This window comes from Methanosphaera sp. WGK6 (genome assembly GCF_001729965.1).
Lineage (GTDB): Archaea > Methanobacteriota > Methanobacteria > Methanobacteriales > Methanobacteriaceae > Methanosphaera.
On the sequence record NZ_JRWK01000011.1, the window covers coordinates 1 to 26,369 of the forward strand.

Consider the following 26,369-nt stretch of genomic DNA (forward strand, 5'->3'; position numbering starts at 1 on the left):
TGAATATTTCTTTTCCATTAAACTGATTTTTTGATCTACAGCGAATAAGAAAGAAGCAATTTTTTTCTGTTCATTTAAAGAAGGTATGTTAATTCGTATAGCTCTAAGTAATTTTAAATTTAAACCGCCTCTACCTCCATCAGAACTAGATAATCTTCTTAGTTTATCATATTTTGATTCTAAATAATAAAATAAAAATTCATAATATAACTTATTTGAATCAGGAATTATTGCTGCTATTGATTGATTAGTACATAATTCTATTTTATTTATAGCTACAGTTCCTCTAGTTTTACCTTGTCCTGCTAATGCAATTAAAATGGAATTAATAGGAATCATTTTAGTACTTGAATTATCATATCCTTTTTGTGTAATGAATTTATCCGTTGTTTTAACTAGTTTTTTATGAACTTCACCAGAAGACATCCAAGGTATTGTTCCATTTAACCAATAATCTTTTATTGATGTTTTTGGAGTAGCACCGGCTACTATATTTATAACTAATTCTCCAAGTTTATATTGTAACCATTCAGAATGGTCAGACAATATTAATGAAGGAAGTCTACTATTTAATTTCTGGTTATGTACATCTTTTTTTTCTGTGTTTCTTTGGGTAGAAACATCTGTTGTGTTTATTGTCATAATGTTCTACCTTCTTAGAATATTGGTGATTGTATTCCTAGTTCATCACAATATTTTTGGATTTCTTTATCTACTTCTTTCATTTCTTCATCTATTTTTTTTAGTTCGGAAATTACTTCATCTAAGTCTATAGGTTCTTCTTCTTCAAAGGTATCTACATATCGTGGAATGTTTAAGTTGTAGTCATTTTCTTCTATTTCTTCGAGTGTTGCTTTATGTGAGTATTTGTCTATTTCTTCTCTATTTTTATATGTGTTTACTATTTTTTCTATGTCTTCTTTTCGTAGTTTGTTTTGATTTTTTACTTTTTCAAATTCTTGGGATGCGTCAATGAAGAATATATCATCTTCTTCTGTTCGACATTTCTTAAGTACCATTATGAGTGTGGGGATACTTGTTCCATAGAATATGTTTGCGGGTAGGCCTATTATTGCATCTATGTAGTTTAAATCTTTTATGAGGTGCGTTCTTATTTTTTCTTCTGCTGCTCCTCTAAATAGTGTTCCATGTGGTAGTACTACTGCCATTGTTCCATTATCATTTAGGTGGTATATCATGTGTTGAACGAAGGCATAGTCTGCTTTACTTTTTGGTGCGAGTTTTCCGTATTCGCTGAATCTTGGGTCATCATCGAATTTTTTGTCTGAGCTCCATTTTGCACTGAATGGAGGATTTGCAACTATTGCATCAAATTGTTTGTCCATGAATTCTGGATTTTCAAGGCTGTCTCCTCTTTTTATTTCAAAATCTTGGAATGATACATCGTGTAGTATCATGTTCATTCTAGCGAGGTTGTATGTTGTTTGGTTTAATTCTTGTCCGTAGAAATCTGATACGTCTGCTTCTTTGGATATTCTTAGAAGAAGTGATCCTGATCCACATGTAGGGTCGTATGCTGATTTTATTTTTGTTTTATCAAGTGTTACTATCTTAGCAAGTATTTTTGAGACTTCCTGTGGTGTGTAGAATTCTCCTGCTTTTTTTCCAGCATCTGATGCGAATTGTCCTATTAGGTATTCATATGCATCTCCTAGTATGTCTCTTTCTGTGTCTTCTAGTTTGAAGTCTATTTCAGATAGTTTAAGTATTATTTGTGAGATTATTTTGTTTTTATCTTCAGGCATTCGTCCTAATTTGGATGATTGTAGATCTACATCTTCAAATAGGTTTTCAAAGTCATCTTCACTTTCACTTCCCTGTGCTGATTCACCTATTTTTTGTAGTGCTTTGCCAAGATTGTCTAGTATGAATTCTTCTTGTTTTGCTTCAGCTACTATTGTGTTAAAGAGATATTGTGGTTCTAGGAAGTATCCTATGTTTTCTATTGCTTCTTCAGGTAATAGTTCTCTGTATTCTTCATCTGTTTCATATGCTTCTTGAAATGTTAGTCCATCTTCTTCTAATGCATTATTTAGGAAGTTTTCTATTTTTTCTGACAAATATTTGTAGAAAATAAATCCTAGAATATAATTTTTGTATTCATTTGCATCCATACTTCCTCTTAGTATATCTGCAACATCCCATAGTTTTTGTTCTAATTGTTGTTTGTGTTGTTCATCACTCATAATACCCACACCTTTTTATTAGTTCTATAACCAATTTATGTTAGTTTTTTTATTTAATTATATGGATAGACTAATAAGATTTTTTTATTTGATAATTTACTAATTAAATGTATATAATTTAAGAAATATATGTATAATTAATAAATAGTATGGAAATTTTGATATTATGGTACATCAATCTGAAGAGACTCTTGAAAATAATTTAATTAAACAATTACAATCATTAGACTATAAATACATAAAACTAGACAATATAAATGAAGTTAAAAGTAATCTTAAAGTACAACTTGAAACTCTTAATAAAACAATATTCAGTGATAAAGAATTTAATAGAATTTTCAATTACCTTGAAGAAGGTACTATTTTTAAGAAAGCTAAAAAGTTACGTGACAAGATGGAACTTACACGTGATGATGGAACAAATTTCTATGTTGAATTTCTTAATAAAAGATGGTGTAAAAATACTTTTCAAGTAGCTAATCAGATAACAATTGAAAAAGAATATACTAACAGGTATGATGTCACTATTTTAATCAATGGATTGCCTCTAGTGCAAATTGAATTAAAACGTAGGGGAATAGAGCTTAAAGAAGCATTTAATCAAACACAGAGATATCAAAGACATACATATAAAGGATTGTTTAACTATATTCAAATATTTGTAATATCCAATGGTGTAGATACGAAGTATTATGCAAATAATAAGGAATTAAATTATAAATTCACATTTTTTTGGAAAAAAGAAGATAATACTAATATAAATAATTTACAAGATTTCACAGATAAATTCCTTGAACGTTATCAATTACATAAAATGATAACAAAATATATTGTTTTAAGTGAAGCAACAGAAACAATCACAATATTAAGATCATACCAATACTATGCAGTAGAGGCAATACTTAACAATGCACTGCACTCCAAACAGAACGGGTATATATGGCATACTACAGGTAGTGGTAAAACATTAACTTCATATAAGGCAAGTCAGTTATTATCACAGAAAAAAGAGATAGATAAAGTATTATTTGTAGTTGATAGAAAAGATTTAGATAATCAGACACTTGATGAATTTAATAAATTCAGTAATAATTCAGTAGATGCAACAAATAACACTACAAAACTAGTACAACAATTAAAAGGGACTGATAAATTAATAGTAACAACCATACAAAAATTATCCAATGCTGCTAAAAAGAATAAAAAAGAATTAACCGACTATAAAGACCAAAAAATGATCTTAATGTTTGATGAGTGTCATAGATCACAGTTTGGCCAAATGCATGATGATATAACCAAATTCTTCACAAATATTCAATGTTTTGGATTTACAGGAACACCCATATTCTCAGAAAATTCAAATAAAAATAAAACAACTCATGATATCTTCGGAGACCGATTACATTCCTATTTAATAAAAAATGCAATACATGATCAAAATGTATTAGGATTTTCCGTTGAATATATAGGAAAATACAAGAACCATACTAAATATGATATAGATGTTGAAGAAATCAATATAAAAGAAGTCATGGAATCAGAAAAACGTCTTGAGAAAATAGTAGAATACATAATAGAAAATCATGATAAAAAAACATACAATCGTGAATTCACATCCATGTTTGCAGTAAGTTCCATACCTGTGCTTAACAAGTACTATGAAATATTCAAGGAAAAAAACAGTAAACTGCAAGAAGATAAAAAACTAAAAATAGCAACAATATACACCTATAATCAAAACCCTGACTTAACAGAAGAAGAAGTTCATCCACGTGAACTACTAGAAAAACAAATAGATGACTACAATCAGCAATTTGGAACAAATTTCTCAACAGACACATTTGAAATGTACTATAAAGATGTATCTAAAAAATCAAAGGAAAATAAAATAGACGTGTTACTTGTAGTGAATATGTTCCTAACCGGATTTGATAATAAATTACTAAATACACTCTATGTTGATAAAAATCTAGTATATCATACACTACTACAAGCATTCTCAAGAACAAACAGAGTATATAATGAGAAAAAAGCCTATGGAAACATAGTTTCATTCCGAAATATTAAAAAAGATACTGATGAAGCAATAAGACTCTTCTCGGATGAAAATGCACTAGAAACAGTACTCATGAAAACATACAAAGAATATGTTGAAAACTTCAATGAACAAGTAAAAACCCTACATAACACAGTAAAAGACATAAAAGAACTAGATAATCCTGAGAATATTGAAAAACAATTTGAGTTTGTTAAGGAATTTAGAGAAATACTAAGAACAATGAACAAATTAAAAACATTCACAGAATTTAGTTATAAAGACTTAGACATGCCTGAACAAGAAATAGAAGATTACACAAGTAAATACAAGGATATATACCAGACAACAGAAAATCCAGTAGAAAAAACATCAATACTTGATGACATAGACTTTGAAATAGAACTACTTAGACGTGATGATATAAATGCAACATACATAATAAAACTACTCAAAGACCTAGATCCAAAACAACCAGGGTTCTTGAAAGACAAACAATTCATATTAGATACTATGGAAAAAGACATAGAACTACAAAGTAAAAAAGAATTAATTGATAAATTCATACAAACAACCATCATAGAAACAAATGAAAATAAAGACATAGAAGAAAAACTAGAAAACTATATGAACCATGAAAAGAAAAAAGCAATTACAAACTTAATAAAAAAAGAAAACCTAAAACAAAAACTAATAGAAAACATAATAAGCGAATATGAATTCAGTGGAAAAATAAAAACCAAAGACATAAACAACTCATTCAATGAAAAACTAAAACTAAAAGAAAAAATACCAAGACGAAAATCATTAATCGAAGAAATAATACAATTAATCAAACTATTCACATGGTAATTTCATAAGTATTGTATCCATCAATGTTTTTATAAAAATAAAATCATAATAGAATTAAACATGTCAAAAAGAAGTAAGGAGGACACCCTCCATCATCTATAATCATGTATACAACATCATATTTATAATTATAATTCCAAACATAAATATATAAAACATTAATAGATAAGGAGATACGAAAATAATGAAAATAAACAAAATAGAAACAGAAAATGAAATAATATATAAAATAAAAATAATCAATGACCCCGAAAAATCACTACGACGACGAATCAAAAATAAAATAAAGAAAATTATAAAATAATTTTTTCCAATCATTTTCTTTTTTCCACATGGGTTTCCCATATATTTGTTAAAATAAGACTATAATATATTGAAATTGATTAAAATAGTAGTATCATATCTATTATCATTCTAAGAAAAGTATTTTAAGTAATTCTAGTAGTAGTATAAAAAGAAATAGTAGCAGGTAATGATTTAATTTGTGATTATGATCTAGTACATTATAATCCTGTTTTATTTTTAAACAAAAACTTAAGATATATGTTTGAATAAATAGTTTATATAAGAATAAACAAGTAATAGTGATGTTGATATTATGAAAGTAAATGAAGCACTAGATAAAATAAGACAAGAAAAAAGAGATACTCAATTAACAAAACTTCTTAAAACTGAATTGATTAGAATTACTGGTCTTGAGAAATCACAGATAATCACACAACACTACAATCTAGGTAGAGAAAGATGGTTAATACAAATAGATATTAAAAAACTATCACTCAAAGAAACAGAAGAAGTATTAAAAGACTTACAAGACTACTTTAACTTACCAGATTTACTCATTGAATCTGCAAACTCTGAAAGAATACAAATAGAATTCAGAAGATACACAGTAGAAGGAACACTAGGTCATCTACTTGAAGATGAATAAATAAATTTAAAATTCTCCACCAATCCTTTTTTTTGAATATTTTTTGAAATTAATTTAGAAATAGCATATATTAAATAGTAGAGTGTGTAAACACTCTCTACTAAATAAATATTTAGAGTCCTATTAAATAATCATAATATTTATTTAAAATTTTGTTCTAGATATATTAATTAAAAATTAAAATAAAAATAAATAGGACTCTACAATTTACTCTATATTAATTAATATATACTTTTTATCATAATAAACAATTATTCTCAAATTATTTTTAAAACAAAGATAAAATCAAAAAAGCATAAAAATAAAACAAAGAAATTCTTTAATTATAACTAAAATACATACAATAAACAAAAAAAGATATATTTGAATGATAAAAACAAAATAAAATGATAAAAATCAAAGAAAAAACTAATTTATTTTATAGAAAATATTGCAAAAACAATATAACTTTAATAAAAAATCAACAAAATAAAACAAATACGCCTAAAGAAGATTATTCAATACAATTATACTTCCATATAATATATTTTTTATAGAACATAGTGTTTCTATGCAATAAGAAATAAATTAATTAAAGATAAAAATATTTCAAAATTAACTTTTTTTTATAAATTTCTTAAATAAATAATGTAAACTAACTAAAATAAGGAATATATTATTAGTTTAATTTAAAATAACATTATACAAACAAGAAAAAATAATTTTAAGGAATATTTAAAATATCTATTCCAAATTATATAACCAGAAACTTGAACCAGAACTGAGATTCCCAGAGTTTAGTGATGAATGGATTGAAACTAAAATAGGTGATATTCTTAATATTTGTTATGGTAAAGACTATAAACATTTATCTTCTGGAACTATTCCTGTATTAGGTACTGGAGGAATAATTACATATGTGAATGATTATTTATACAACAAAGAGAGTATTTTAATAGGTCGTAAAGGAACTATCAATAAACCAAGTTATATCAACACTCCCTTTTGGACCGTAGATACTTTATTTTATACGGAAATTAATGAAAAAAATTTTGTCAAATGTATATTCTATTTGTTCAATACTATTAATTGGTTAAAATATAATGAGGCTACAGGAGTTCCTAGTTTAACATCAAATAACATTAAAAAAATAAAAATAAAAATACCTTCATTTGATGAACAAAAAAAGATTGCATCATTCTTATCAGCACTTGATAAAAAAATCAGTTTAATGGAAAAGAAAAAGAAGAAATTTGAGAATTTGAAGAATTTTTTCTTAAATCATATATTGAAAATTGAAAATGGTTCAAACGAATATCACAATAAATTTTCAATATGGGGAAAAGAATGGAAAAAAATTAAATTAAAAGAAATTTGTACTATTAATACTGGAGATTCTTCATATTCTCAAAATAATAATGGAAAATATTATATTTTAAATGGTGGAACAAAACCAACAGGTCTTACAGATAAATGGAACGTAGACCAAAATACAATAACTCTTTCAAGAGTGGGGTCTTGTGGACATATTACATATAATAAAAAACGATTTTATTGTGGGGATAGTTGTTTTTATTTAACATTAAATAGTGATGTTATATATCCTTTGTATTTGTATTATTTTTTAATAGCTAATAAAAAAGAAATTCTTCGTTTAAAATTAACTACAGGAATTCCAAGTATTAAAAAAAGTGATTTATATAAAATAAATATAGAGTTTCCAACACGGAAGGAACAAGAAAAAATTTTTTCTTTTTTAAATAATTTTGATATGGAAATTGAATATATAGAAAGAAATATTTTTGAATTAAATAAATTTAAAAAGTATCTTCTTGAAAATATGTTTTGTTAAACTGAGTAGATTGTATTATTTGTTATGCATAGTTATTAGTATGTATAATAATAAACTTTTTATTCAATTTTGTAGAGAACGCAATATTAAACAGGGCACTGCTAAGTGTTATTGTTCATCAATAGAAAATTATATTTCTTTTCATGACATGACTATTGATGAATTGATTGAGGAAGCAATCATTGATGAAGAAAATAATATCTTACTAAAGAATAGGCGAATAAAGAAACGTTTACTTGATTATCGTAGTTATTTATTAGATAGTAATCTTTCACCAAATACTGTGAAAACCTATTTTTCTAAGTTAAAAACTTTTTATTCACATTTTGAAATTGAATTACCTCAACTTCCTGATGCAAAGTTTGAAAAAACATATGAAACTAATTATCTTGATCTTCCAACACGTGAACATATAGCTAAAGCTCTTGAAATTGTTCCTTTATCATTCCAAGCACTATTATTATTTATGTCTAGCAGTGGAACTGCAAAAGCAGAAACACTATCTCTAACTGTGGATGATTTTATTAAAGCAACATATGAATATCACAATAAATATTCATTAAATGAAATACTTGATGAATTAGAACAACGTGATGATATAATACCTACTATTTATTTAAGGAGAATTAAAACAGATAAATACTATTATACTTTCTGTTCAAATGAGGCAAGTACATGTATAGTAAAGTATCTCAAAACAAGAAAAAATCTGAAAGCTAGTGATAAATTATTTCCTTTTAGTAATTCTAGTGTCATAACAATGTTTCAAAAGATAAATGATAGAATGAATTGGGGATATAAAGGAAATTATAGATTTTTTAGATCACATACACTTCGTAAATATCATGCAAGTAACTTAGAACTAGCAGCAGAATACATTGATGCACTACAAGGACGAAGTAAAAACATAGTACATGAAACATACATCAAAACAAATCCTGAAAAACTAAAAGAAAAATATAAAAAAGTAATGAAAAATGTGATAATATACCCTAAACAGAAAGAAAAAGAAGTAAAAGAAGATATACATATTACAATTAACATTTTTCTATCAGACACATCATACAATATATATTGACTACATTATACCAAACTATTAAGAAGTATTTTTCATACAATATATTTAAACATAATATTCAGTTTAATAATGACATTTCATGGAATTCAAAGAAATTAACAGATATTGTTGAAATTAATAAAGGTAAGCAGTTAAACAAAGAAAAATTTGTAGATAATGGGAAATATTATGTTTTAAATGGTGGTAAAGAGCCTTCAGGATTTACAGATACATACAATGTTAATGCTAATACTATAACCATAAGTGAAGGTGGAAACTCTTGTGGTTATGTTAATTTCAATGATAATCCCTTTTATTGTGGTGGACATTGTTATTATTTGAGTAATTTGGATAAAAATGTAAATGTTCAATTTTTATATCATTATTTGAAATATTCTGAAAATAAACTCGTGAATTTAAGATTAGGAACGGGTTTACCTAATATTCACAAAAAAGACTTGAAAAATTTTAAAATAGAAATACCTGATATAAATGAACAAGAAGAAATTGTGGAATTTCTAAACAATATGGATTTTAAAATTATTTTAACCAATGCAAAAATTAAAAGACTAAAAGAATTTAAAAAATATTTATTAAGTGTTCTTTTCTGCTAAATTCAACAGAACATATTTTGTAATAAATATTTCTTGTAATCTTTATTTATTTTTATTTTTCTTTTAATTAATTCTATTTTTTTATCTATTACTAAAAGAAAACTAGATATTTTCTTTTGTTCATCTAATAATGGTAGTTTAATAGACTCTTTAGAATAATCTTTAAAATAGATATGCGGTATTGTAGAACCAACCATATATTTTTTAAAATTGATTTGTGTTAATACATAATATAAATAAACAAGATTATTTTGATTATTTGTAGTTATATATGCCATTGTACCGATTACTGAAGAATATGGTTCACATAAATATATTTTTCCTATGGATCCGTCTTTAACTAAGCCTATATATTGTTTATCTTCTTCATAAAAATCAATATATTTAACAATACCTTCAGCACCATATAATTTAAATTTCCCATTATTATGTTCTAATTGATTAAAAGATAAATTAGAAGACACACTAAATAATACTTCATTTAATCTTTTATCAATTAAATCATTTTTAAATTCATCAAATCTTAGAAGAGGTTCTTTCTGAATACTAAGAAGATTTTTTAAAAAATACTTCTTAATAGTTTGGTATAATGAATATTTCTTTTCCATTAAAATAATCTTTTTATCTATTATTGAAAGAAAATCTGCTATTTTTTCTTGTTCACTATAAGATGGAATTGTATGTTCTGTATTAAAAAAAATCTTTCACAGGTATGTTTAATAAACCATGATTTCTAGCACCTTCTACTGCTATTTTATACATTTCTTTATACCATTTACTAGTATCAAAATAAAATTTTAAAAAAGTACTATGTATATTATTTGAAATAGTAAAACATATGTATAATGTTGAGATAGCTCCTTTATCATATAAATCTAATCTTTTAACAGTACCATAGGGATAATTTTTAGAGTAACTTTTATTATATGCAAATTCACCTTTTTTAATTAAATAATATCCTTTTAAATTATCACTAGCTACTATTTTATCAAAGAATTCTGTCTGATCTATTAAACCATATTCTGCTGATATAGTTAATGGACGTTCTGTTTCTAGATTTTTATTTTTACGAGTTATTCTATCTACTATTTCATTTAATTTTTTAGTTTGCCATTCATCAGTGAACTCTGGAAACCGTATTGATGGTTCATGTTTGTTCTGGTTATAAAGTAATAGTCTATTTAAATTTATCTCTCATTTATGTAGAATAAGATGGAATTTTAAATAATTGTTCCATTTTTATTGATAGTGGTTTTAATATTTATTTGTTACAATATAGTATTAGTGAATTAAAAATATAGGAGTATTTGTTATGGATGATAATTTAGATGTTGTTAAAAATTTGATGAAGACTAATCCTGACATGTGGAGTGATGAGGATAAGAGTTTATTGTATGATGCTTTGAAGGATTGTAATCTTTTACTTCCTGCTGTAATTACATCAAGTGATGGTGATGAAGAGTTACGTTTTAGACCTAATCTACTAACTGATACTAGTGAGAATAAGCATTTGACATTATTTACTGATAAAGAGAAAATTGAAGTTCATGGTTTTTCTGTTGATGTTGTGTCTATTGCTGTTCATGAGGTTGTGAATATTCTTAAAAATATGGATGATATTTTTAGTGTTATTATTAATCCTTTTAGTGAATTTTCATTAGGTTTTCCAGTAGCTGCATTTATTGACATGTTTGGTACTAAGACTAATTTAGATAATTATGAGAAGTTATTAGAACAGTTTAAGAATGCTCCTGAGCTTGAAGAAAATATGATTGTTTTTGTAAGGGAAGATGAGCCTAATTTGTTTAATGATATAATTGATGGTGTTACTAAGAATGTTTTAGCGCTTGAAGCTTGTATTCATGAAGATTATAATGATAAGAATATTGTTAATGAGATTTTACTTCCTAAACATACTAGAGTTATTTTCCCCTATTCTGAGGATAATGTACCAGAACATCCTATTATTATTCTTCCACCGTTTACTGTGCTAAATTTTGAATCACAAGTAGATAATAAGTATATGTGGACTTGTATTGATCAGGAGTTTTATAACCTGGATGATTAATTAAATTAAGTTAACTATATGAGAATGATTATGATTATATTTATAGACTTATTTAGTGAAAACTTTCTATTTTTAAATAGATGATGTAGATTATGTGAATTGTTTTTATTAGAAATAGGGTTAGGTTATGTTATATTGTAATTTCTTCTTTATTTATCTTATTTTATTTTTGATTTCTTATTGTTTATTTCATGTTTATTTTAAGTAAATTTATAGTTAAAAATTAGAATTATATTTATTATTTTTTTAAGGAGTTTATTATTTTTTCATGTGAATTTTATTTTTTTATATTATCTTATCTACATGTTATAGTATTATTTTATTATTTTTATTGTATTATTTCTTTTTTATTGTTTTATCTTTTTCATATTTTACTAGTTTTTATTGTTTTTTGTATTTTTCTTTATCTTATTTTATAGTAAAATAGTACTAGTTTTTATTGAATAATAAGATATGTTTCTATCTTACTATTCTGTTTCCTATTGCTGTTGCTTTGTCTAGTTGGTCTTGTTTGTCGAGTATTGCTTTTTCTTTGTTGTTTCCTATTAGTAGTTCTATGTCTTCTACTTCAAATCCTATTCCACCGAATATGTCACATGTTGTTTCGAGGTTGTTTTTGATGTATGCATACATTGGTGGTTCTATTGCGGCTTGTGTGGCGATTAGTGAGATTTTTTTAGGTTTAGCATGTAGTGTATTTGAGTGCATTATTGAGTGTAGTCTGTCTATGAATATTTTTGCGTGTGATGATATGTTTCCCATATACACTGGAGTTGCGAGTATTATTCCATCAGCGTTATCAATTGCAGTGTATATTTCTTGCATGTCATCGTCTAGTGCGCATTTACCGTTATGTTTTGTGCAGTAGTTGTCTGCTTGGCATGTTTTTATGTTCATGTTGTTCATGTTGTAGATTTCTGTATCTGCTCCTTTTTCTTGTGCGGCTTTTAGTGCGGTTTTTAGTGCTATGTTGGAGTTGCTTCCTTTTCTGGGGCTTGTGTTTATTCCTACTATTTTCATATTTTTTCACCTATTGTTATTTTATTTTATGTGTTAGGTGTTTTATAGTAGTTGTTAGTATTTAATTTATTTTTTAAAAAAAGTAAAATGGGTGGGGGGGTTAAAAAATAAGTAAGTGATAAAAGAGCTTTGTTAAACTTATAAGTTTGCTAAAGCTTCTTTTACTGCTTCTATATCATCTGATACTTCTACAGTTTCATCCACTGGTTCTAAGTGTTTGATGTTGCATCTTTTGTTTTTTACTTCGTTTCCTACGATTTCTACGAAGTTTTCATCGATTACATCTACTATTACACATTTTTTCCCAGTTTCTCTTCCTGCGATTTTAACACATACTCTTCCTTTTTCTATTGCTGGCATTTGTTTCACCTATTTATTTATTTTATACAGTTTAATATAATGTTGGCTGTTGATTCTGCGTCGAAGGTTTTTGTATTGATGATAAGATCGTATTGGCTTAAGTCATCAATGTCGATTTCATGGATTTCCATGTATCGTTTTTTTTCACTTGCTGTTCTTTCTTTGATTTCATGTTGTACAGTTTCTATGCTTTTGTCTTCTCTGTAACTGATGCGTTCTGCTCGTGTGTTATCTGGAGCCATTAGCCAGAACTTGTAATCTGCATTTACAAAGAAAGCAGAGATTCTTCCTTCTACTATTAAATCTTCAGCTTCATTTGCTATTTTTGCTTGTCTTTTATCTAAAGCTTTGTCAATTTCATCATTACCCTCAGCGAACTCACTGAATTCCAATAAAGTCATATTGTGTTCAACGGCCATCTGTCTAAATACGTCTCCTGCTGATATGTAGGGGATATTTAGTTGTTGTGATAACTTCTGGGCTGCGGTTGATGTACCTGTGCCCGCAAGTCCGCCAATAGTAATAATCATAATGATCTTGCCTCTTCTTTAATTATTTTCTTTGTACAGTTGGTACAGTACATTCCACCATAAGGTCTGTTTGGTCTTCTTTGGTTTTTGGATAATTTTCTTATTTGGTATGGTCTTCCTCTTGGAACTGCATCTAATACTTTTCCACATTTAGCACATACGTGTTTTGAAGGTTTTTTCTTCTTATAGTGTTCGAGTTTTCTTCCACCTGGAACTCTTTTCAATGATTTTTTGAATGTTCCATTTCTGAATCTTGGTGCAGACATTTACTTTTTTCCTCCTTTATAATTTTCTTTTTATTATTTTTCCTTTATATAACTGATAATTATTTATATTATCGGTTTATTTTTTTGAATGCAATTACATTGTTTGTATGTTAAATATTCTTCTGAATAGGAAACTCATAGCAAATGATGCTAGTATGTACCATCCGAAGAAGTTTATTGTTAATGGATTTGATTGGGTCCAAAATATGTTCCATATTGGAATTAGTAGTAGGTAATATTGTGATGCTGTGATATTTATTACTACATGACTTAATGCATAGTTTCCAATCATTCCATAATAGATTACTAGTATTGGAATCATTGTTATGAATGTTGGCTTCATTTGCATTTTCATTAATTCCATGTTTTTTGGCATTAGTTCTGCTTGTTTTTTCTGAACTTTTGCTAATGCTTTTGGATCTCCTGACTGGTTTGCAGCCCTCATCTCCGCTTGTAATTGCTTCATTTCAGCTTGAAGCTCATGCATCTTATCATAGTCTATTAAGACTTTCTGTAATACTACAATAAATAATGCAATTAGTGTTGCTATTATGAATATTGTGAATATTGGGTTAGATGGATTTGGATCAAGACTTATTAATGGATCTAATATAAAATCTAGATAACTCATCTTGAAATCCTCATCTAGGATAAGATATCAACAATTTCTGATACAGCTTTATCTAGGCCGTCATCATTGTTTTGAACCATTGCAACAGTACAACCTGTTAGCACTGCATAGCTCATAGCAGTTGCTCTGGACATTCTTTGATGTAAGTCTATTTCATCAGTGTATTCCATGTCACGTACTCGTGAATCATCTGTCATTCTACGGTACATGATTTCACTAGGCTTTGCTTCTATGAGTATGAACTGTGTTGGTTGTAATTCTTCTAATACCCATTGTGGTAGTCCTGGAAGAAAACCTTTTGGGGTTTTTATTGTACAGTGTGTATCAATGATTACATCATCATTTTGTGCCATTTCATGTATTCTTTCTGCTGCTTGTTTTTGAACATCTTTCTGGATATTTGGGTTTAGTTTACGCATGTCGTCACGTGTTTCTACTAATCCTTTTTCACTTGCAATGTCAAACATTACATTTCCATAGTTAATGTTAACATAGTCAACTTTTTCTAACACTTTATTTAATACTGTTGTACTACCAGTACCAGGTATACCTGCAAGTACTACTATGTTCATTATAATCACTTCAATTTATTTAACTTTATTTTTTACTTATAATTACTATAAAGTTAGTTAAGATGTATGAATTTATATCATACATTCTTATTATTATAGTAACTTATTCATCTCCTAAGAATCTTCTCATCATTGGATGTACATCCATGAGTTGTTCTTTAGCAATTTCTTCATATAACCTGTAAACTACACCTACTGTAAGAAGTACCCCTGTACCTCCTCCAAGAGCACCAGTAAGATCTGCTACAAATGCAAGTAATCCTACAAATGCTCCACCAAGTACGGTAATTGTTGGAATATATTTTTTCATGATTCTTTCAAATTGAACTTTACTACTTCTAAAACCAGGTACTTGTACTCCCATATTAGAAAGTTGTCTTGATACCTGTTTAGGTCCAATACCACTGATTTCTACCCATAGTAATGCAAATACAATTGATAAACCAATGAATACTATTGCATAGATTAGAACTTTTAATGGATCTGTAAATAAAACTGATACACTAGTAGGAGTAGTTAAGTAATAAGCTATACCACTTATTGCTTGACCTTGTGATACTTCTCCAAGAATAGGAAAACCTACTTTTTGGAATAATCCTGCAAATAATTGTACATTTAAGAATAATGCACTAACTAATATAACAGGCATGTTACTAGCATAAACAAATTTAAGAGGATATTTGGATCTTGCTCCTTTTACTCCTCCATAGGATAATGGAATTTCTACTCTCATACATTCTGCATATACAACAACAAGGAATACAACTACTGTTGCAATAACTGGTATTAGTAAACCAAAGTTTGGTTGACCAGTTATAAGTGAATATATGAATGCTGGAATCTTACCTGCTGGTTCTGATGTACCAGCTGCGGATAAGAAATTAAATGACCCTACAAGTATTTGTTGAGCAACTCCAGCAGCAATGAATAATCCTATTCCACTACCAAATCCCCATTTACTTACAACTTCATCCAAGTAAATTATTAATATACCACCAAGAACCATTTGTAATATTAGTACTAATGTATATTCACTACTAATTGGTGGAAGTGAACCTGTCACTACAAGTACTGCTCCCTCAAATAATGTGAATATTATAGCTAAAAGTTTCTGTGTTCCTTGGAATGCAGCTTTATCTTCCTGTGAAGACAAGTCAAGGTTCAAAATCTTTCCCCCGACCAATAACTGCATTACGATTGAAGCAGTTACTATTGGCCCAATACCTAATGTTAATATTGAACCAAAGCTTCCTGCCATTACTGATCTTAACTGAGCGAATTGGTCTACAGCTGTTGGACTAAGACCAAATAAAGATACTTCACTTAAAATGAAGTATAATATTAATATTATTCCTGTCCATTTCAGTTTATCTCTAAAACCTTGGCGTTTTTCAGGATTAACTACCTGAGGTAAAAGAGAGTAAAATGGTTTAATACTATCTAGTGATGACATATTTTCTCCCATGAAAAGATATAATTTCTCAATTATACCCCTAAATATTTGAAATTACTTATATAATTTCAGCTATTCCGCCAGCATCTTCAATTTTAGCGATAGCACTTTGTGAGAATTTAGGTGCTTTTATTGTCATAGCTTGGGATAAAGTTCCTTTACCTAATACTTTATTGTAACCTAACTCAGTTACATCAAGTACAATTTGACCTTCTTCTTTAACAGCAATTTCAGCATCAAGAAGTTTTTCAATTTCATTATCAATAAATGTTAAATTGATAGGTTTAAATTGTTGGATTGTTTTTTGTGGACGTTTGAAACCATATTTACCAAAGTGATTAGGATCGTTTACTACCATCCAAGTCCAGTGGTGTTTGTTTCCTCCTGCAAGTCCACGACCTCCACGGTGTCCTGCACCTCTTCTTTTCTTGGTACATCCTCCACCTACAGATCTTGAACCTCTTTGTTTTCGGATTTTTCTTGTTTTTCTAATCATATCATGACACCTTTGAATTATAACATTTTTTCAAGTAATTCATTAATATTTTCTGCTCTGTAACCAAGAGATCCGCCTTCTTTGAAGGATTTTCTTGTACCTTCATATCCTTTTCTAGGAGGGTTTAAACGGAATAATGGTTTAAGACCAGCTTCTTTAAGAGTGGTTTCACCATTGTATAAAGCTACTGCTAATGCTTCAACTGAATCATAGTCAGTGTTTTCTTTAACAAATTCATCAGTAACTCTTCTATTACCAGAAAGTCTTCCTCTTTCTGCTAATAATTTTTTGTAAGTTTCTTCTGAAATTTCTCCCCAGGTTATGTAATCTTTTGCTTTTTGTAACATACCTTTGTAACTTGGTGTTTCTGGAATTACTACTGCATGACTAATTCTTGTAAGATTAAGCATGTCAAGTGTATCTGCAATATTTCTTTTAATTCCAGTTCTTCCTCGAATTCTTATAACTGCATACATAATTTACACCTCTATGTTTAATCTATAACTCCAAGAGCTCTGAGATCTTCATCACTTGATTTTACACTGGATAATGCTTTGAGTGCTTCAAATACTGCACCTGCAAAGTTTAAAGTGGTTTGTGTTTGTCCACTGTTTCTGGACCATACATCTGAAATACCTGCTAATGAAAGAATTGTTTTTCCAACATCTCCAACTGCAAGTCCTACACCTGCTGGTGCTGGCATAAGAGTTGTTGTTACACTACTCATTTTACCTTCTACTTTGTAAGGTACTGTGTGTCTTCTTCCACAACCGCAACCCCAGTCACCACAACCTCTTCTAACTTTTATAAGGTTGTATTTTGCTTGGTCTACAGCTTTTCTTATTGCAGGACCTACTTCTTGGGATTTACCTTGACCAAGTCCTACGTATCCGTTTCTGTTTCCAACTGCTACAATTACTCTAAAGTTAACTTTTCTACCAGATTTATGCATTCTTTGAACAAGGTTAACATCCATAACTTCTTCTTCAAGATCTGGTAATAGTGCGTCAACAATTTCTAATTCCATTATTGGAAGACCTTTGTCTAATATTTGATCAATATCAGTTATTTCGCCTTCTTTAACTTTTCTTCCAAGTTCTGTTTTTGGTTCCCATGCTTCAACATTGAACTTGTTAGAATTGTTCTTGTTGTTTGATCTATTTGATCTTTTGCTCATTGTGTTGCCTCATCTATTTTATTTTTAACGCTTTCGAAGTGATCTGGTATTTCTTCAGGAGTTAATCCGCATCTTATATAGTTTGCGAATTTTGCGTTTTTCTCTTCTTCATCCATGTTACTAGCATATTCTGCTATGTGTTCTCCTCTGATTCTGGAGTCTTCTGGTAATATGGATTCATTGTGTGGTATGTATAATCCAGCGTCAAGTGCTCCTTTGAGTACTGCATAGATTTTTGTTCCTTTTATTGAAGGTTGAAGTCCTATGTCTAATAGTGTTTCATCATAGTCTGCACTTAATGCTTTTTTACCGAAGAGGTAACCTGTTAGGTAAGCTGCTGATGTGTTTTTACCATTTCCTAACCATCCATAATCTTTTAAGTTTTTGGAAGTAGCTGAAACAAGTGTTTCATCTCCATTTTCTCCAATTTTAACTAGTTGTGTTATGGTGTGGTTTGATGTGATTCTTACAACCATTCTTGTTTTATCGAGGTCTACTAATTTGTATCTTCTGTTGTAATTAGTTTTTCCTTCTCTTCTTCTTTTGAATTGTACTTTGTATGTTGCGCTTCGTGCCATGTTCTATTCCCCCGTTTCTTTAAGCATTCCATGGTCTTTAGCGTAAGTTTTCATGTATGATTTACTTCTGAATGCTCCACCTTTTGCCATGTTGTATAATTTACGGTAGGTAGTTCTATCGATTTCTTCATTTTCACGCATATCTTTAAGAACAACTCTTAAAGAACGGATTGTACTCATCCATGCTTGTTTTTTAGGAGTTCTTGCTTTTTTAGCCCCTTTTCTACTACCATGCCCTTTTCTTCTTCCTTTTGCTTTTTGTTCAGCAATTTTTTTACTTCTGTAACTGCTTTGTCCGTTAACAGGTTTTGCTTTGATAACTCCATCATTAATCAAAGCTCTAATACTGTTTCTTGTAATTGCTCTGGATACTTCTTCCATGTGATCTGGATCTATCCATACTCTGTTTACTCCTACTTTTAGGATTTTTGCAGCTAATTTTTTCTGTGTGGTAAGATTCATGAAAATCCTCCTAATAATATAAAAATTAATTAAGATATTGTAAAAGTATAATGTATTCAAATAATGAACCATTACATCAAATGCAATCTTAATTTAATACTTTTACCCCAATTTTTTGAGCTTCTGCTTCAATTAACTGTCTTTTTCTTTTTCCAACTGTTGCTCCGATTCTTGCTGCATCAGTTTTTGGATTTAAAGCTTTGATTTCTTCGACATTTTCTACGATAATGTCTTGGTAACCTGAAGGATGTAATCCTCTGGTTGCTTTTGGATTACGGTATCCTACTCTTGCCATTGCAGGTTTTCTTGCTTGGTATCTTCGTCTTTTACTGAGTTTACCTCTAGGTCTACGGTAACTGTCACCAAGTTTTTTGTATCTCCAATGTTCTTGTCTTTTGAAGGATGGTTTTTTAGTCATAATAACTTCCTCTTATTAAATTTTATTCTAATTCTTCCTGTCTTTTGTCCACTAAGTAGATTCCATCTTGGAAAATACGAGGGTCCCGACCTTTAATTTTGGTTGCTTGTTCGATGTTTGCCATTGTTTGACCAACATGTTCTTTGTTGATACCAGTGATTGTTACATCTTCACCTTTTACTGAAACTTTTACATCGTCACCAATAATTTTTGCTGTACGTGGACTTCTTTCTCCAAGGAAGTTGTCTATAGTTACAATGTTACCATTTACTTTCACAGTCATTGGAAAGTGAGCATAAACTATTTTCATTTTATAGGTAAAACCATGTTTTACACCATAAATCATATTTGTAATATGTGATCTTATAGTTCCAACCATAGCTTTATCTTTTTTGTTTGGGAATGCTACGTGAAGGGTAACATTTTCCTCATCATTAGATATGGTAATTTTATTATGGTTGAAGTTTCTCTTAAGTTCTCCACCGTCTCCTTTTACTGTTACATCATTATCTACAATAGATACTGTAACACCTTCAGGTACAGGGATTGTCTCTGTTATATTTGCTAATTTAACCATTTTAATTCACCTAAAATTTAATATACGTATACTAATAATCTTCCACCAGTTCCAAGCTCTTTAGCTTCGTGGTGAGTCATTACACCTTGTGGTGTTGTAAGGATTAGTACACCAAAGTTTTTTGCTGGTAAGTATCTTTTTTCATAAGCTTCAAATTCAGTTACTTTAACTGCGTGACGTGGTTTGATAACTCCACATTTGTTTATGTTACCAACTAATTCAACATTGAATATACCAGCTTTTCCATCATCAACTAATTCAAAATTTCCTATATAATTTTCCTTTTGCATTGTGCTTAATACATGTCCAATAAGTTTGGATGCAGGTCTGATAACACATTTATCATTACCTTGTAACTCATTGTTTCTGATGTTTGTTAATGCATCTGCTAAAGGGTCCATAAGAGACATTCTTTAAACACTCCCTTTATTTAATTGTATTTTTTAAATCCGATTTTTGGAGCTAGTTCTCTAAAACATTGACGGCATAAGTTTAAACCGTATCTTCTTACAATAGCAGAATGATCTCCGCATCGACTACATTCTCTTGCTGCTTTCCCGTATTTTTTTGCCACAATATTCACCTTCTACTCTTCTATAGTAACTTGGAATTTTTCTTTCATTAATTCCATTGACTCTTCTTTTGTAACTCTTTGTGCTTGTGGTATTTTTTTAGGTCTTAATCTTCTTTCTTTGATTCTGTGACCTGGTTTTTGGAATGTTACAGAAACATCCATACCGAAAATTCCTATATCTGGGTCGTATCTTACACCAGGAATATCAATGTGTTCTCTGATACCAAAGGATACATTTCCTTCTTGGTCAAATTGAGAAGCTTTGATTCTGTTTTCTAATCCTGCGAGTACCATGGATATAATTTTTTCAGCTTTTTCTCCTCTGAGTGTTACTTTACATGCAATTGGTTGTTTTTTCCTAATACCAAATTCAGGGTTTGTAACTTTTGAGTATGTTCTTACAGGTTTTTGATCAACAAGACTTTCGATTAAACTTTCTGCTCTTGTTAATTTTTCTCCACCTTCACCTACACCAATATTTACTGTTGCTTTTGCAATGTAAGGTTTTTCCATTACATTCATGATTAGTCATCTCCTAATAATGATATAACTGGTTTGTCTTGACCTATTACAAATACATATTTTGCAAGGGTTAAGAATGAACCTTCTTCTGTTTCAATTAATGCAGTGTTAGATTTGGAAGATTGTGTGATTGTAATTTCACTAATTTTACCTATTTCACTAATGTGTTTACCACCAGTAATAAGTCCTAATGAACCTTCTTCACATTTAATTACATCAGCAATTGTTTGTTCTGGTATGTTTAATAATAAAACATCACCTGTTTTGTAATCATCTTCGGTGATTACATTTCTTCCACCTTGAAGGTTGAGTTGTGTTTTTCCACCTTTGATTGTGGTTTTGTTTAAAACTTTTGCTAATTTGAAGGTTGAATCTTTTTCTTCAATTTCGTGAAGTACTAATCTTCCTTTGTAGTCTTGTAATACTCTGTAGTATTTGTTGATTTTAGGTATGGATATAACATCCATGAAACCTACAGGGAACCTGTGGTCTTTTCTTGCAATACCATCTACTAAAACTTCACTGTTGTTTAGGATGATTTTTGCTTCACGACTGTTTGCTGCTAAACCTAAAATATCTCTTAATACCATTACAAGAGGTATTGATTCATATAAAGCATGTGGTCCTGCACTTGTTTTGGTTGTCCAAGTTTCTTCTTTAATGTTAATAGGCCACATTTTAGGTGCTTTGAATCTTTTTAAGTGTTTTCTTGATCCCATATTTGCCATGCTTATACCTTCCTATTTAATGCTTCATTTCTTCTTTCATCATCTAAATATACTTCTGTTAGAACTAAGTTTGATGGGTGAATTGGTTGGTATAATTTTGATCCATCTTGTTTTTGACTGGAAGCACCGTCAACAAGAACACGGTAATTTTTAAGATCTACACCTTCAACTTTTCCTTCAGTTCCTTTAAAGTCACCACGTACTATTTCAACTGAGTCTCCTTTTCTTACAGGGAATGCTCTTCTGTTGAATTCCTTTTTAAGGTCATCAGAAAGGTGTACACTCATTGAGTTGTGACGTTTGTGTAGTGGTGCTGTATATAATGCTTTACGTTGTTTTCTTGGTTGTTTTGACATTTTTTCACCTTATACGATTATACTTGCAGCACTACCAATTGCAGGCCAAAGATCTGCAGCTTCTTTAGCTATAGGACCTCTGATTTCTGAACCTTTAAGTACTCCTTCTTCGGTTATGATTACAGCTGCGTTGTCTTCAAATTTAACTCTTAGACCATCTGCACGTCTGTATTCTTTTTTCTGACGTACAACTACTGCTGTTGTAACTTCTCTTCTCATGTCAGCAGTTCCTTTTTTAACTGAAACTACTACCATGTCACCTACTCCAGCTGTAGCGAGTCTTCTTCTTACTCCTTTAAATCCTTTTACGGAAATAATTTCTACTTCACGTGCTCCGGTATTGTCTATACATTTAAGGTTAGCACCGATAGGAAGTGATTTGGAGACGTTTGATGTGATTGCTTTCATTTTATCTATTCTCCTTCTTTAACTTCTACTAGCACAAAATGTTTAGTTTTACTGAGTTGTCTGCATTCTGCGATTTTTACAGAATCTCCAACTTTAACGTCAAGACAATCTGGTTTGTGTGCTTTTATTTTAGAATTTCTTTTTTCGTATCTTTCGTATTTTTTAATAAATTTGTAGAAACTTCTTTCTACTGTAATTGTACGATCTGCCTTATCACTTGTAACTGTTCCTTCTATAATTTGACCTCTTACAGAGAGTTCACCGTGAAATGGACAGTTAGGATCATGACATTCTTTTTCTGGTTGCTTTACATTAATGCCTACCATAGTTTCACCTAATTTTCTTAAATTTTTTCTTTATCCGGTCTTCAGGGCGGGCTATAATGACTTTTCCCTCGATGGAAACTTTCTTATCACCAGGTAGTGTAAGTAGTATTGTTACATTTTCTTTTGGTAATTGTTTCTCATCTAGTCCCGTATCTACTGTGATAGTGTTACGGGTTTCATCTATAATTTTCCCTTTGATTCCTATAAAATCATTATGGTTACTGTCTATGACTTCAACAGGTAACCCGATTAATTCATGTCGGAATACATTTTGTGGAGTTATCATGTTAAAACTTCACATTTAATTTAATTTTTCCCTGTTCAATAAATTAATATTGAAATATTATTTAATCTTCTCTTAAAATAGATGTTTTTTACCTATTTTATTTCTATTGTATCTGAGGAAAATCCCATTTCTGCAAGAACTTCCTTAACTTTTCTTTTATGGTCTCCTTGAAGTTCAATTTGACCTTTTTTAGCAGTTCCACCACAAGCACATTTTGATTTTAATGCTTTGGTAAGTTCACGTATATCAATATCATGTTCATCAATTCCTTCAACTATAGTCATAAGTTTACCAAATCGACGACGTACTGTAAATACTTTCACTTTTTGAACTTCTCTTGCTATTTCTTCACAGACACATAGATCTTTTGGAAGACCGCATGTTTCACAGATATTCATCTCTATATTATTCTCCCTGTTGGTTGTTTTCATTCATTATAGTAAGAACACGGGCAATAGTTCTTCTAGTTTCTCTAATTTTTCCAGGGTTGTCTACTCCAGCTACAGCTCCTTTACTAATTAATGTATCATATTCTGCATGAAGTTCATTAAGTTTAGCTTGAAGGTCTGATGGACTTAAATCCCTTAATTCTTTGCTTCTTAAAATAACCATAAGTGATTCCCCATTATTCTTCTAAAGTTTCAATATCTTCTTCTTCAGTAATTTCTTCTAATTCAGATTCTTCTGAAAGTTCTTCTAATATATCTTCACCAGTGATTTCTTCTTGAATTTCAGTTTCTACTGCTTCAACAGGTGCTGCTTCAGCTTCTACTTCAACTTCTTCAGGTTCCATGATTTCGATATTGTCTGGTAAAATTACTTCAGGAGGCATGATTCTTACATAAATTCCAAGTACACCAGGTTTTAATTGTACGGTAGCAAATCCTTCTTTAACATGTCTTGTTGATGGTTCTCCACATTTTTTAATGTATCCATCATTGAATTTTGCACATGCAGAACGGGATCCTCTGATTTTACCGGAAATTGTAACTTCTACCCCTTGTGCTCCAGCAGACATGATTCTTCTGATGATGGAGTAAGCTACTCTTCTGAATTGCATTCCTCTTTGTAACATAGCTACAATTTTATGTGCCATGATTCTTGGGTTTAATTCAGGTACTTCTACTTCTTTAACTTCCACTTGTGGGTTTTCTAAGTCAAAATTGTTTTTAAGAGTTTTTGTAATTGCTCTTACGGTTTTTCCACCTCTACCGATAACCATACCAGGTTTTTCAGCGTAAACAATAACCATAGTTCCAACAGGTGTTACTTGAATATCCATTCCACCGTATCCTGCTCTTTCGAGTTTTTCTTCAAGATATTCATCTATTCGTGTTCTTTTTAATCCTTCTTTAACGAAATCTTTTTCAATCATGTTTACTTAAGCCTCCCCTAGTACAATTTGTATGTGAGTAGTAGGTGTGTTTGAAGGGCTTGCTCTTCCGAATGCTCTTGGAGTCCAACCTCTTATGATTACTCCTCTGTTAGCAGTTGCGTGAACTAGTTTAAGGTTTTCTACATCTAATTCAGCATTTTCTGCGTTAGCTTCTGCATTTTCTAATACTTTTAGAATTGCTGCTGCTGCTTTTACAGGGTATCTACCAGATGGCCATCCTTGTAAATCTTTTCTGTGACCAACTTTTTTGTTGTGTCTTTTGAAAGGAACAACAGTTTTTTTAGCTATTACATCTTCTAAGAATGCTTTTGCATCTTCTAAGTACATGTTACGAATAGTTCTACATATTTCCACTGAGTGTTTAGGAGAAATTTTTAAACTATGACCTGAAGCTTTTGCTATTTTTTCACCAGGTTTTCCTTGGTATGAATAAGTGTTTTTCTTTGCCATAAATAACATTCTCCTTATCTATTTAAGTGGTACAAACATTGATGATCTGGTAGCTCCCATACCTGGGTCTCCGTGTTGTACTCTTCCACGTGTTTGTGAGAATTCTCCGAAGTAGCATCCAATCATTTCTGGTTTGATTGTTACTTCTACAAATTCTTTTCCATTGTATATACCAAATGTGTATCCTACCATGTTAGGAAGTACAATCATGTCACGACAGTGTGTTTTAATAACGATTGGTCTTCCATTATCTGTTTGCATGTCTTTAACTTTTTCCATTTTATCAAGAACTTTTTGTTGTCTTGGTAAAAATCCTCTTTTAAGAGATCTTCTTTGTCTTGATGGTAATAATGCTACTACTTCATCAAAGGACATTTCTTGAAGCTCTTCAAGAGTGTATCCTCTAAATTTAAAAATCTTACGAGCCAATTAAGTGCCTCCTTCTATCGTCTTTTACCTGTACGTTTAGCTGCTATGGAACCAACTTTTCTACCTGCAGGTGCATGTCTTGAGATAGTAGTAGGTCTTCCTGGGTGTTGCCTGTTACCTCCACCGTGAGGGTGGTCTACTGCGTTCATTGCAACTCCTCTAACAGTCATCATTTTCTTACCTTTTGCTTTGAGTGCGTGGTATCTGTTACCAGCTTTAAGATATGGTTTATCTTTTCTTCCTCCACCAGCTACAACACCAATAGTTGCTCTACTTCTTGGGTTGAATGCTTTGAGTTCACCTGATGGTAATTCTATCATAGATTTATCTGCATCGTGGGTGATTAAAGCTGCGTATGTTCCAGATGATCTGACGAATTTTCCACCGTCTCCAGGATTATTTTCTATGTTGAATACTGGAGTTCCTTCTGGAATTTCACTTAATGGTAATGTGTTTCCTGGTTCAATTGGTGCTGATACACCACATTCAATTTCATCATCTATTGCAATACTTTCTGGTGCAAGAACTAATTTTTCTTCACCATTTGCGAATTTAACTACTGCAACAGGTGCTGATCTTCCAGGGTCGTGAATTATATCTGTAACTATACCTTTTAAACTTCCTTCTTTTTCTAATGCATCATAGGAACGGTATGCTACTTTTCCTCTGAATCTGTGTGATGAACTACGGTATGTTGGAGTTCCTCGACCTCTTCTTTGAATAATCAATCGTTTTCCCATAATTAATCCTCCTCAATAA

At 30.1% G+C, this 26,369-nt stretch carries 37 protein-coding genes; 6 read left to right on the forward strand and 31 right to left on the reverse strand.

Translation table 11 applies throughout. The features are described 5' to 3' along the window. Together NL43_RS06190 and NL43_RS06195 are read right to left on the reverse strand one after the other, a co-directional pair. Nucleotides 1-642, reverse strand: a 642-nt coding sequence (locus NL43_RS06190; protein ID WP_198923190.1) for a restriction endonuclease subunit S, incomplete at its 3' end; no start/stop codon positions are given. Between the two features lie 14 nt (nucleotides 643-656). After that, entirely contained in the window at nucleotides 657-2,207 is a 1,551-nt protein-coding gene (locus NL43_RS06195) for a type I restriction-modification system subunit M (protein ID WP_069593187.1), read from the reverse strand. 166 nt (nucleotides 2,208-2,373) lie between these two features. On the opposite strand from NL43_RS06195, the gene NL43_RS06200 reads away from it, so the two are divergent. The 5 genes from NL43_RS06200 (at nucleotide 2,374) to NL43_RS06220 (ending at nucleotide 9,527) form a co-directional block, all read left to right on the forward strand. After that, nucleotides 2,374-5,094, forward strand: coding sequence for a type I restriction endonuclease subunit R (locus tag NL43_RS06200; RefSeq protein WP_069593188.1), 2,721 nt, complete (start codon nucleotides 2,374-2,376; stop codon nucleotides 5,092-5,094). A gap of 598 nt (nucleotides 5,095-5,692) precedes the next feature. Continuing rightward, nucleotides 5,693-6,025 carry a hypothetical protein gene (locus tag NL43_RS06205; RefSeq protein WP_069593189.1) on the forward strand — a complete coding sequence of 111 codons (333 nt, stop codon included), beginning with the start codon at nucleotides 5,693-5,695 and terminating at the stop codon, nucleotides 6,023-6,025. A 790-nt stretch (nucleotides 6,026-6,815) separates the two neighbouring features. Beyond that, nucleotides 6,816-7,856: a restriction endonuclease subunit S gene (locus tag NL43_RS06210; protein WP_256365396.1), complete on the forward strand. Its 1,041-nt coding sequence runs from the start codon at nucleotides 6,816-6,818 to the stop codon at nucleotides 7,854-7,856. Nucleotides 7,857-7,896: 40 nt separating this feature from the next. Further along, nucleotides 7,897-8,934 carry a phage integrase N-terminal SAM-like domain-containing protein gene (locus NL43_RS06215; RefSeq protein ID WP_069593191.1) on the forward strand — a complete coding sequence of 346 codons (1,038 nt, stop codon included), beginning with the start codon at nucleotides 7,897-7,899 and terminating at the stop codon, nucleotides 8,932-8,934. Continuing rightward, complete coding sequence (locus NL43_RS06220) at nucleotides 8,931-9,527, forward strand: restriction endonuclease subunit S (protein ID WP_241776230.1); 597 nt, start codon at nucleotides 8,931-8,933, stop codon at nucleotides 9,525-9,527. Before NL43_RS06215 ends, NL43_RS06220 begins: the two co-directional genes overlap by 4 nt. A gap of 2 nt (nucleotides 9,528-9,529) precedes the next feature. Here NL43_RS06220 and NL43_RS08360 read toward each other — a convergent pair whose 3' ends face one another. Further along, nucleotides 9,530-10,135, reverse strand: a complete 606-nt coding sequence (locus tag NL43_RS08360) for a restriction endonuclease subunit S (protein ID WP_069593192.1) — start codon at nucleotides 10,133-10,135, stop codon at nucleotides 9,530-9,532. 704 nt (nucleotides 10,136-10,839) lie between these two features. Here NL43_RS08360 and NL43_RS06230 point away from each other — a divergent pair. Next, entirely contained in the window at nucleotides 10,840-11,595 is a 756-nt protein-coding gene (locus NL43_RS06230) for an SseB family protein (protein ID WP_069593193.1), read from the forward strand. A 459-nt stretch (nucleotides 11,596-12,054) separates the two neighbouring features. On the opposite strand, the gene NL43_RS06235 is transcribed toward NL43_RS06230, so the two are convergent. From NL43_RS06235 to NL43_RS06365, 28 genes are all read right to left on the reverse strand, one after another. Continuing rightward, nucleotides 12,055-12,615, reverse strand: a complete 561-nt coding sequence (locus NL43_RS06235; RefSeq protein ID WP_069593194.1) for a flavodoxin family protein — start codon at nucleotides 12,613-12,615, stop codon at nucleotides 12,055-12,057. Nucleotides 12,616-12,753: 138 nt separating this feature from the next. After that, nucleotides 12,754-12,975: a 50S ribosomal protein L14e gene (locus tag NL43_RS06240; protein WP_069593195.1), complete on the reverse strand. Its 222-nt coding sequence runs from the start codon at nucleotides 12,973-12,975 to the stop codon at nucleotides 12,754-12,756. A gap of 17 nt (nucleotides 12,976-12,992) precedes the next feature. Beyond that, nucleotides 12,993-13,505 (reverse strand): (d)CMP kinase, encoded by a 513-nt coding sequence (cmk, locus tag NL43_RS06245; RefSeq protein ID WP_069593196.1) that lies wholly within the window; start codon nucleotides 13,503-13,505, stop codon nucleotides 12,993-12,995. After that, entirely contained in the window at nucleotides 13,502-13,771 is a 270-nt protein-coding gene (locus tag NL43_RS06250) for a 50S ribosomal protein L34e (protein WP_069593197.1), read from the reverse strand. Before NL43_RS06250 ends, cmk begins: the two co-directional genes overlap by 4 nt. Before the next feature lie 94 nt (nucleotides 13,772-13,865). Continuing rightward, on the reverse strand, nucleotides 13,866-14,402 hold the full coding sequence (locus tag NL43_RS06255; RefSeq protein WP_069593198.1) for a DUF106 domain-containing protein: 537 nt from the start codon (nucleotides 14,400-14,402) through the stop codon (nucleotides 13,866-13,868). Between the two features lie 14 nt (nucleotides 14,403-14,416). Beyond that, nucleotides 14,417-14,974 carry an adenylate kinase gene (locus tag NL43_RS06260; protein ID WP_069593199.1) on the reverse strand — a complete coding sequence of 186 codons (558 nt, stop codon included), beginning with the start codon at nucleotides 14,972-14,974 and terminating at the stop codon, nucleotides 14,417-14,419. Between the two features lie 103 nt (nucleotides 14,975-15,077). Then, entirely contained in the window at nucleotides 15,078-16,427 is a 1,350-nt protein-coding gene (gene secY, locus NL43_RS06265; protein WP_069593200.1) for a preprotein translocase subunit SecY, read from the reverse strand. 58 nt (nucleotides 16,428-16,485) lie between these two features. Beyond that, entirely contained in the window at nucleotides 16,486-16,923 is a 438-nt protein-coding gene (locus NL43_RS06270) for an uL15m family ribosomal protein (protein ID WP_069593201.1), read from the reverse strand. Nucleotides 16,924-16,940: 17 nt separating this feature from the next. After that, the gene (rpmD, locus tag NL43_RS06275; RefSeq protein ID WP_069593202.1) at nucleotides 16,941-17,399 is read right to left on the reverse strand and encodes a 50S ribosomal protein L30; all 459 of its coding nucleotides are present in this window, start codon (nucleotides 17,397-17,399) and stop codon (nucleotides 16,941-16,943) included. Nucleotides 17,400-17,416: 17 nt separating this feature from the next. Then, nucleotides 17,417-18,100, reverse strand: a complete 684-nt coding sequence (locus tag NL43_RS06280) for a 30S ribosomal protein S5 (protein ID WP_069593203.1) — start codon at nucleotides 18,098-18,100, stop codon at nucleotides 17,417-17,419. Further along, nucleotides 18,097-18,678: a 50S ribosomal protein L18 gene (locus NL43_RS06285; protein ID WP_069593204.1), complete on the reverse strand. Its 582-nt coding sequence runs from the start codon at nucleotides 18,676-18,678 to the stop codon at nucleotides 18,097-18,099. The genes NL43_RS06280 and NL43_RS06285 overlap by 4 nt, the downstream gene beginning before the upstream one ends. Nucleotides 18,679-18,681: 3 nt before the next feature. Beyond that, nucleotides 18,682-19,140 carry a 50S ribosomal protein L19e gene (locus tag NL43_RS06290; RefSeq protein ID WP_069593205.1) on the reverse strand — a complete coding sequence of 153 codons (459 nt, stop codon included), beginning with the start codon at nucleotides 19,138-19,140 and terminating at the stop codon, nucleotides 18,682-18,684. Between the two features lie 88 nt (nucleotides 19,141-19,228). After that, entirely contained in the window at nucleotides 19,229-19,558 is a 330-nt protein-coding gene (locus NL43_RS06295) for a 50S ribosomal protein L32e (protein WP_069593206.1), read from the reverse strand. 22 nt (nucleotides 19,559-19,580) lie between these two features. Next, a complete protein-coding gene (locus NL43_RS06300) occupies nucleotides 19,581-20,135 on the reverse strand; it encodes a 50S ribosomal protein L6 (RefSeq protein WP_069593207.1) in 555 nt (184 codons plus the stop codon). 17 nt (nucleotides 20,136-20,152) lie between these two features. Continuing rightward, nucleotides 20,153-20,545: a 30S ribosomal protein S8 gene (locus NL43_RS06305; RefSeq protein WP_069593208.1), complete on the reverse strand. Its 393-nt coding sequence runs from the start codon at nucleotides 20,543-20,545 to the stop codon at nucleotides 20,153-20,155. Nucleotides 20,546-20,565: 20 nt separating this feature from the next. After that, complete coding sequence (locus NL43_RS08180; protein ID WP_198923191.1) at nucleotides 20,566-20,718, reverse strand: 30S ribosomal protein S14; 153 nt, start codon at nucleotides 20,716-20,718, stop codon at nucleotides 20,566-20,568. A gap of 3 nt (nucleotides 20,719-20,721) precedes the next feature. Beyond that, the gene (locus tag NL43_RS06310) at nucleotides 20,722-21,231 is read right to left on the reverse strand and encodes a 50S ribosomal protein L5 (RefSeq protein ID WP_069593209.1); all 510 of its coding nucleotides are present in this window, start codon (nucleotides 21,229-21,231) and stop codon (nucleotides 20,722-20,724) included. Between the two features lie 2 nt (nucleotides 21,232-21,233). Then, nucleotides 21,234-21,959, reverse strand: coding sequence for a 30S ribosomal protein S4e (locus NL43_RS06315; protein ID WP_069593210.1), 726 nt, complete (start codon nucleotides 21,957-21,959; stop codon nucleotides 21,234-21,236). Between the two features lie 2 nt (nucleotides 21,960-21,961). Beyond that, nucleotides 21,962-22,315: a 50S ribosomal protein L24 gene (gene rplX, locus NL43_RS06320; protein WP_069593211.1), complete on the reverse strand. Its 354-nt coding sequence runs from the start codon at nucleotides 22,313-22,315 to the stop codon at nucleotides 21,962-21,964. A gap of 9 nt (nucleotides 22,316-22,324) precedes the next feature. After that, nucleotides 22,325-22,723 carry a 50S ribosomal protein L14 gene (locus NL43_RS06325; protein ID WP_069593212.1) on the reverse strand — a complete coding sequence of 133 codons (399 nt, stop codon included), beginning with the start codon at nucleotides 22,721-22,723 and terminating at the stop codon, nucleotides 22,325-22,327. A 5-nt stretch (nucleotides 22,724-22,728) separates the two neighbouring features. Beyond that, nucleotides 22,729-23,049, reverse strand: a complete 321-nt coding sequence (locus NL43_RS06330) for a 30S ribosomal protein S17 (RefSeq protein ID WP_069593213.1) — start codon at nucleotides 23,047-23,049, stop codon at nucleotides 22,729-22,731. Nucleotides 23,050-23,053: 4 nt separating this feature from the next. Continuing rightward, a complete protein-coding gene (gene rnp1 / locus NL43_RS06335) occupies nucleotides 23,054-23,335 on the reverse strand; it encodes a ribonuclease P protein component 1 (RefSeq protein WP_069593214.1) in 282 nt (93 codons plus the stop codon). Nucleotides 23,336-23,427: 92 nt separating this feature from the next. Beyond that, complete coding sequence (gene yciH, locus NL43_RS06340; protein ID WP_069593215.1) at nucleotides 23,428-23,733, reverse strand: stress response translation initiation inhibitor YciH; 306 nt, start codon at nucleotides 23,731-23,733, stop codon at nucleotides 23,428-23,430. Between the two features lie 7 nt (nucleotides 23,734-23,740). Then, on the reverse strand, nucleotides 23,741-23,947 hold the full coding sequence (gene rpmC / locus NL43_RS06345; RefSeq protein WP_069593216.1) for a 50S ribosomal protein L29: 207 nt from the start codon (nucleotides 23,945-23,947) through the stop codon (nucleotides 23,741-23,743). 13 nt (nucleotides 23,948-23,960) lie between these two features. Next, the gene (locus NL43_RS06350) at nucleotides 23,961-24,710 is read right to left on the reverse strand and encodes a 30S ribosomal protein S3 (RefSeq protein ID WP_069593217.1); all 750 of its coding nucleotides are present in this window, start codon (nucleotides 24,708-24,710) and stop codon (nucleotides 23,961-23,963) included. 6 nt (nucleotides 24,711-24,716) lie between these two features. Beyond that, nucleotides 24,717-25,181, reverse strand: a complete 465-nt coding sequence (locus NL43_RS06355) for a 50S ribosomal protein L22 (RefSeq protein ID WP_069593218.1) — start codon at nucleotides 25,179-25,181, stop codon at nucleotides 24,717-24,719. An 18-nt stretch (nucleotides 25,182-25,199) separates the two neighbouring features. Further along, nucleotides 25,200-25,610 (reverse strand): 30S ribosomal protein S19, encoded by a 411-nt coding sequence (rpsS, locus tag NL43_RS06360; protein WP_069593219.1) that lies wholly within the window; start codon nucleotides 25,608-25,610, stop codon nucleotides 25,200-25,202. Between the two features lie 14 nt (nucleotides 25,611-25,624). Beyond that, nucleotides 25,625-26,350: a 50S ribosomal protein L2 gene (locus tag NL43_RS06365; RefSeq protein ID WP_069593220.1), complete on the reverse strand. Its 726-nt coding sequence runs from the start codon at nucleotides 26,348-26,350 to the stop codon at nucleotides 25,625-25,627. Nucleotides 26,351-26,369: the final 19 nt, after the last annotated feature.